This is a genomic window from Corynebacterium sp. CMW7794, assembly GCF_001563605.1.
Classification (GTDB): Bacteria; Actinomycetota; Actinomycetes; order Mycobacteriales; family Mycobacteriaceae; genus Corynebacterium; species Corynebacterium phoceense.
In genome coordinates, this window is the sequence record NZ_KQ961733.1 from 35913 (window position 1) to 43136 (window position 7224).

Genomic DNA, 7224 nt, shown 5'->3' on the forward strand with positions numbered 1-7224 from the left:
GTCAGGCTCCTTCCTCAGGGGCGGTAGCAAGCGCTACCTGGATAAGGCCGTGGTCTTCATTGCGCACCACCCACTGGCCGCGGCCGGCAGGCTGGGGCCGCGGTTTGATGCCAAAGATGGGGCCTTCATCCTTGTCCGCGTCGAGTACCAGCGCGCAGGGCAGCTGGTCGCGCAGTGCTGCCAGGAATCCGCCATAGAGCGCACGGCCGATGCCGCCGGACTTGCGTGCGGCCACGACGTGCAGGCCGATGTCTTGGGCGTGCGGCAACAACTCCACGAGAGGCCGCAGTGCGACGTCGGAAACCAAGTCAAGATCGTCGATGACCACGTAAATATCTGGCCCTTCCCACCAGTCGCGGCGCGCGAGCTGGGAGGCGGTGACCTCCGACCCCGGCAGACGTTCGCGTAGCGTTGTCGCCGTCGCGCGCAGCGCTTCCTCGGTGGCGAGTGACTGCGCGGAATAGGCCGCGAGCAACGACTCCTCGACGGCGCCGAGGTGTGCGCGCCGATGGTCGATGAGCACAATACGCGCAGCGTCGCGGCCCCGCGCGGCGATTCCCGCAATGACAGTGCGCAGCAGCTGGGACTTGCCCGAACCCGGCGCGCCCACGCACACCAGGTGGCCTGTCGCCGCATCGTCCCAGGCCATCGGTTCCAGGCGGGGCCCGCCGATGCCCACCGGAATCCCCACTGCATTTCCTGCCGCGTCGCAGGTGAGGTCGGCAAGCAGAATCTCCTCCGGCAGAAGTCGCACACGCGGCGCCGGCTCCACTGCGGCCCACACGTCTGCGATATGCGCCAGGTCTTGGTTGCTGCTGCGGGCGATGAGCATGGGCTCGCCGTCCTGGGTGAGCCCGCGTCCGGGCGCGACGGGCAATGCCGCCTGCGCCTTGCGGTCGATGAGCGAATCCATGGGCTCGCCCAAACGCAGCTCGAGGCGGTGCGCGATGAGGTCGCGCACGGCCGGGCGCATGGTCGTCCAGCGCGGAGTGGAAACGACGAGGTGCACCCCCGCAGAGGGCCCGTCCGCGGCGAGTTGAGTGAGCCGCTCGCCGACGTCTTCAAAGTCCGCACCTGCAGTTCCCACGTGGTGCCAGCCGTCGACGAGGAGAAAGACGTCGCCCGAGCGAGTCGCGGTCGCGTCAGCCGCGGCGTCCGCCACCAGCTGTGTCACCTCGTCGACGATCCGGCGGAGCTTCTCCGGCTCGTGCTTCGTCGCCACGCCGGAGACGTGCGGCAGGCGCTCGAGCGTCGCGAGCTGCCCGCCGCCGCAGTCGATGACGTAGAAGCGCACCGCAGACGGTGACCGGCCCGCGGCCAACGCGGCGACCACGGTGCGCAGCATCGTCGACTTCCCCGACTGCGGGCCACCGCACACGGCGAGGTGCCCGCCCGCCGCAGCCAAGTCCACCACGAGCGGATCTTGACGCTGGTGGTACGGCCGGTCCACGATGCCCAGCGCCACGGCCAGGCCCGCCCCAGAACCGGGTTCGGCTCCCGCGACAACCTCCGGCAGCTCGATGACAGGCGGCAACGGCGGCAACCAGATGCGGTGCGCCGCCTGGCCCCGCGCGGTGGCTTCGGCACGCGCCACGTCGACGACGGCATCGAGCAAAGTCGTCGAGTGGTCGAGCTGCGTCTCTTCCTCCGCCGCATGCGGAGAGGCCTCACCTGTCGCGTCCCAGCTATGGAAGAGCGTCACCCTGCCGCGCACTGGCCCGTCCGCCGCGGCGAGGACTCGGCGCGCAAGCGGACCCGAGACATACGCGGCCTGCATGCGCGCGGGTTCCTCCGCGCCCGTCTTGAGGTAGCCCGCGCCCGGCTTAGTGGGCAGCGCATAGGCGTCCGTAATGCCCAGCACCTGGCGCGACTCAGCTGCGGAGAAAGTCTTGAGACCCACGCGGTACGACAGGTGCGAATCGAGCCCGCGCAACCGGCCTTCCTCCAGCCGTTGCGAGGCGAGCAGCAGGTGGACGTGGAGCGAACGGCCCAGACGGCCCACCGCCACGAAAAGGTCCGCGAAGTCCGGATGTTGCCCAAGCAGCTCCGAGAACTCGTCGACGATGATGACGAGCGCAGGCAGCGGCCCGTACCGGGCGACGGCATCCTCAGAGGCGTTGAAGTCGCCCACGTTCGCAAAGTTGCCCGCCGCGCGCAACAGTTCCTGGCGGCGGTTGAGCTCGCCTGAAATCGCGTCAAACATGCGGTCAACGAGGATGGATTCCTCCTCCAGGTTGGTAATCACCGCCGCCGTGTGCGGCAAGGTATCACAGCCCAAGAACGTCGCGCCGCCCTTGAAATCGACGAGCACGAGGTTGAGCTCGTCCGGGCTATGCGTCGCCGCGAGAGCCGTGACGAACGTGCGCAGGAGCTCGGACTTACATGAACACGGCTTGTGGGTACGATAGCGAACTTTGTGCGAGCACACACAGGGAGCACGGCAAGGTGTCTGTTGCCGTCGGTGCAAAATTACGCACAAAATAATGAAACACGTTACCGCAGGTCAAAGAGTGTTTTTGCAAGTTGTTTCTTAATCGTAGAAAAGCTACGAAGCACATTACGAAACACAAAAACACAGTTTGAGCTGCACAGATACTGTTTGTTTCGTTACTTTTCACTCTTTTGAAGAACATCTACACAAAGAGAGACGTTGCATCTCTCTTTGTGTGTCACGCCACAGGGCAGATGTATGTCTGTACCCATGCTTCGTAGAGCGCGCCTTTGTGTGACGTAGCTCACTATCTATGCGCCACGGCGGCAGCAGCTGTCTCAAAACGACAGGGGGAAGGGGGATAAGGGGGCTATATACCCCCACGCGTAAGGAAAAAAGAAAAAAGACATTAATTGGTATTTACCAACTAATACGTTTTTTTACTTTTCTAGACTGCAGGGGCCGAATCATCCCCCTAATCCCCCTTCCCCCTTCTTCAACGTCACGCGTGTGTGCGTGAGCCACGTCACTGAAAGCATCTACGTGTCTCTATCTTGAAAGGATTGGGTCGAAAAGTAGCGAAATTACGAAACGTGTACGTAAACACACTCATCCCTGCAGGTCACATCCCTGTGGCGTGTTTCGTAATTTGGTTTGTCGATTTTCTTGGGTTTACAAAACCGCAGGTCAGGCGTTTCGTAATTTTTTCGTTGTTTGAATCTCGAATAACGAAACGACGCAAAAGCTACGAAACGAATACTCGGTAACGATGCTGTAGTACACACACAGAGACCTGCTTTAACCTCCCGGACCGCCGTGTCTTTGTGACGCATTTACTCTCACGAGACCCTTGTTTGAGCGTTCTACGTAGGGTAAAATGGACTGCGAACAAAGTGTTCAACCCCACCTTCCGGGCCGTGGGATGGCCCGATCAAGGGGAAGAGGTTCCCAACCCGCTTGCCGAGGCTGACCAGCTGCAGCCACTAGAGGCGAGACGGTGGTGTGCAGCTGCTGCAGGTGTCTCCCCACCTCGGACAAGCGGGATAGCTTGCCGGGTAAAACACGGGCACGTGCCGGGCGAAAGATGCGGGGAAACTTCAATCTTTGAGGTTTCGCCATGCCTTCAACTTTTTCGCCCGATCAAGAGCTTTTTACTACCAAGGAAGCAGCGCAGTACCTTCACTGCAGTCCTCGTACGCTAGAGAAGCGTCGTACTAACGGCCAAGAGCCGGCCTTTATTAAAGATGGCTGGTCGGTCAAATACCGCCGTGCAGATCTAGACGCTTTCATTGCCAGCACAGGCAATTTCATCCACGGCTCCATTACAGACGACGCTGTCGTCGCCAAGATCGTTGCAGCCGCGCCATCTTTTAGTGAAGAGCAGCGCCAGCAGTTGCTTGCAGTGCTGGGAGGTGCGGCGTAATGGAGAAAAAAGAAAGCGCCCCCACCACCACTGATGAGGGCACCAATACCACTGCCACCAATTTTACTACTGTTGACACTCAACCGTCAACCTCAAGTAAAGGTTTAGGGTTAGGTGCTCTGTCGGATGAACACCTCGCTGAGCTGCGTGCCTCTGGCATTTCTGATGAAGTCATTGCCAGCTGCGGTGCATATACGGCTTATACCGTTGAGGATCTGCCCGATCCGCTGCAGTGGATCGGCGAGTTCCAAGACGCCTTCCCAGTACTGGTCTTTGAACTCCAAGAAGCAGATAAAGGCACAACCTGGCAGGCAAAACCCCAGCCCGGTTCTGTAGTCCTGGCTGACGGCAGGGCACCTAAGTACATCGGTCCTTCAAAGAACTCCGGCCACCCTGTGCCCTCGCTGGTTGAACGGCGCGCAGTCCATGCTGGCGCACGTCGTGTTCTGCTGGTTGAGGGCATGAAGCAGGCTCTGGCCGTGGTGTCGATTACTGACGACGACACTGCCGTGTATTGTCTGCCTGGCATTACCTCCTGGCAGGGCGGTGATTCAGGTCCCTCTCTTGCATTCCAGCTCGTCGGCGGTCTACCTGCCTTCATCATTGCCGATGCTGATGCTGCGACTAACCGCATGGTCTACGACGGTGCGCAGGGACTTGGCACACTGTGCCGTCAGTGGGGAGCATCCCCGGTGCGCTTCGTGAATGTCCCCGGCGGTGGCAAGCAGGGCATTGATGACGTGCTTGCAAACATCCCCGAGGATCGCCGTGAGACGATGCTTGAGCTGTGGATCAAGCAAGCTGGTGAAAAACCGAGCCAGAAACGCCCTCCAATGTCGCAGGTACCGGCGCAAACTACACCAACTTCACAGGCGGTGAACGACAAGCCCTCGGTCAACGCTGAGGTTGAGCCTTCTGTCTTCTACGACACTGTAGATAAGACCGTTTACGACAAACACGCAGGCACAACGCTGTTTCGGTCCAACGATAAGCTCGTGGCTTTGGACACTAGGGATAGCCGCAAAACGCTTGACGCCGTGGATATTCCATACTTCATTGATATGGCTGCTCAGACCATCCGCGTCGAGCAGCACATGGCCAAGAAGGTAGTAACGAGACCCCTCACGCTCACTGAGGCCTCTGTGATCTCCAATAAGAAGCGTGTGTCGAAGTATCCGCCAATCGAGGGCATCGTTGAGACCCCTATTCTCTCCGAGAGCGGAAATATCATCTGCGAGCCTGGTTACAACACTGAAACACGTCGGTATGTAGACCTTTCGGAAGATCTTGAAGGGTTCCACGTACCTGATGCTCCTTCTGTCGACGATGCCCGGGAAGCGCTGGAGATGTCGTTGGAGCCGTTCTGTGACTTCCCATTTGCCTCTGAGGCAGATCGCACCCGTGCGGTGGCGATGGCGTTGACTCTGCTTACCAGGCCCGTCTGCCCGACCGTTCCTTTGCATCTTGTCTCTGCAAATAATCAGGGAGTCGGTAAGAACAAGATCGTCGATATTGCCAGCATTATTGCAACTGGTCGCACTGCCCCGCCACAAAAGATCCCTTTTAGTGATGAAGAGATGGACAAGGTGATCTTTTCTGCTCTTTTGGCAGGTCGCACCTTGTTGACTTTCGATGAGGCTAGTAGCGGTTTAGAGAGTGAGGCGTTAGCCTCCATGGTTTCTGCTGAGGAATATTCCGGCCGTACATTGGGCAAATCAGAGCACCGGACTGTGCCGAATAGTGCTTGTGTCATTGCCGTCGGTAAGAATGTTTCGTCTCGTAAAGACATGTCTCGTCGAACCGTTCCTATTGAGCTAGCGACGGATTTAATCCACCCCGAGGCGCGGGATGATTTTAAGTACCCGAGGCTTTTGGAGTGGGTACAGAAGCACCGTAAAGAGCTTCTCGAAGCAGCGCTTACGATGATTCGTGCGTGGGTTGTTGCCGGTAAACCCGCACCTCCTTCCGGTTATGACACCGGCGGTTTTGAAGAGTGGTATTTCACCGTGGGCGGCATTCTCGCCTTCGCAGGCCGTAGTGACCTCATGGAGGGTGTGCGCGAGTGGCGCAAGCAAGCCGACGATAGCGAGCTGGAAGATCTCGCCCATGTCGCGTGGCTAGACGAAGTTTTCGACGGTAAGCCATTCCGTGCATATGACGTGCAGCTGGCTATTGAGGAGGAAAACTCAAAGCATGAATTTGTGCCCTTGCCTTCTGTGCTCTGGACGGTGGAGAATGCCACAGCTCAGCGCCTTGGACGTATCTACTCTGGTCTCCAAGACCGGCCTTTCGACGGTTACGTGCTACGGAGCGCTGGGTCAGTCAACCACACAAAGCGGTTCCAGGTCGTCCGTGTCGATCCTGAGGATGACGGTGGTGATGACGGCACCAGTGGTAACGGTGGCAACGGCGGCGGCACTCCCCCGCCGGCACCGGAACCAACTCCAACACCTGCAGAAACAGTAGGCGAGCCAGCAGACCCTGCAGCGCCTGCCGACAGCACTACTGTCGTGTTCGACCTTGAGACTGGCGACGCAGGCTATCTGCACGCCACGAACGATCCCGGTTTTGTCCGACTCGCCGCTTACTCTGTCAATGGTGCTGAGCCTGTGACGACTACCGACATCGCTGGTGAGCTAATCCCACTACTAGAGCGCGCAGACACCATTGTCGGTCACAACGTTGTGCAGTTTGACCTGCCTGCGCTTCGACAGCGCTTCGGCCTGGACGACAAGGCGCTTATCAAGGCTGGCAAAGTGCACGACACGCTGGTTCTCTCCCGATTGGCTGCTGAGGGCGCTGACCTTGAGCATGGCCTCGACGCTGTAGCCGAGCGCTGCGGTGCGAACGGCAAACTGCTGAAAGACGGCGAGAACGCACTCAAGGCCCTGAAGAAGCAATATGGCGGCTATGACAAGATCCCTGTCGACAACACCGAGTACGTCGCTTACGCGCTGCAGGATGTGCGTGCGAACGTTGCTGTCTACAACAAGATGCTGCCTGCTGCTTTGGAGGCTGTCAGCTCAGAGTACCTACAGCGTGAGTACGAGAAAATGCACGCGCTGAGCATTGTGGAGTCTCGCGGCATCCGTGTCGATACTGCCAAGGTCGAAGAACGCTTGGCAGAGGAAGCAGCCATTAAGTCCGAGATCCGCGACTGGCTCGTCGATACCGTCGGTATCCCTGATGAGGGGAAGGCACCCTGGACGACCAAGGAAGGCAAGCAGGCCTTCGCCGAGTACCTGGACCAGTTTGGCGCTGCATTACCCCTCACAGACAAGGGCGAGATTAGTACCAGTGCGAAGGCGTTCAACGGGCTTGCAGAGCAGCGTGCTGACGTGCCCGAGATCGTCGAGCTGGCAGCCAAGAT

2 protein-coding genes and 1 pseudogene are annotated in these 7224 nt (G+C 59.2%); 2 read left to right on the forward strand and 1 reads right to left on the reverse strand.

The window, feature by feature from the left end; all coding sequences use genetic code 11:
* Position 1: 1 nt before the first annotated feature.
* Positions 2-2386, reverse strand: a pseudogene (eccCb, locus tag HMPREF3227_RS05745) (type VII secretion protein EccCb); the annotation flags it as partial.
* Positions 2387-3548: 1162 nt separating this feature from the next.
* On the opposite strand from eccCb, the gene HMPREF3227_RS05750 reads away from it, so the two are divergent.
* A complete protein-coding gene (locus HMPREF3227_RS05750) occupies positions 3549-3854 on the forward strand; it encodes a helix-turn-helix domain-containing protein (protein ID WP_066511093.1) in 306 nt (101 codons plus the stop codon).
* On the forward strand, positions 3854-7224 hold a 3371-nt coding region (locus HMPREF3227_RS05755; protein ID WP_156452976.1), incomplete at its 3' end, for a DNA polymerase I family protein. The genes HMPREF3227_RS05750 and HMPREF3227_RS05755, both read left to right, overlap by 1 nt.

Coding starts and splice junctions, on each gene's coding strand:
- HMPREF3227_RS05750 (WP_066511093.1), top strand. CDS start 3,549: ATGCCTTCAACTTTTTCGCCCGATCAAGAGCTTTTTACTACCAAGGAA.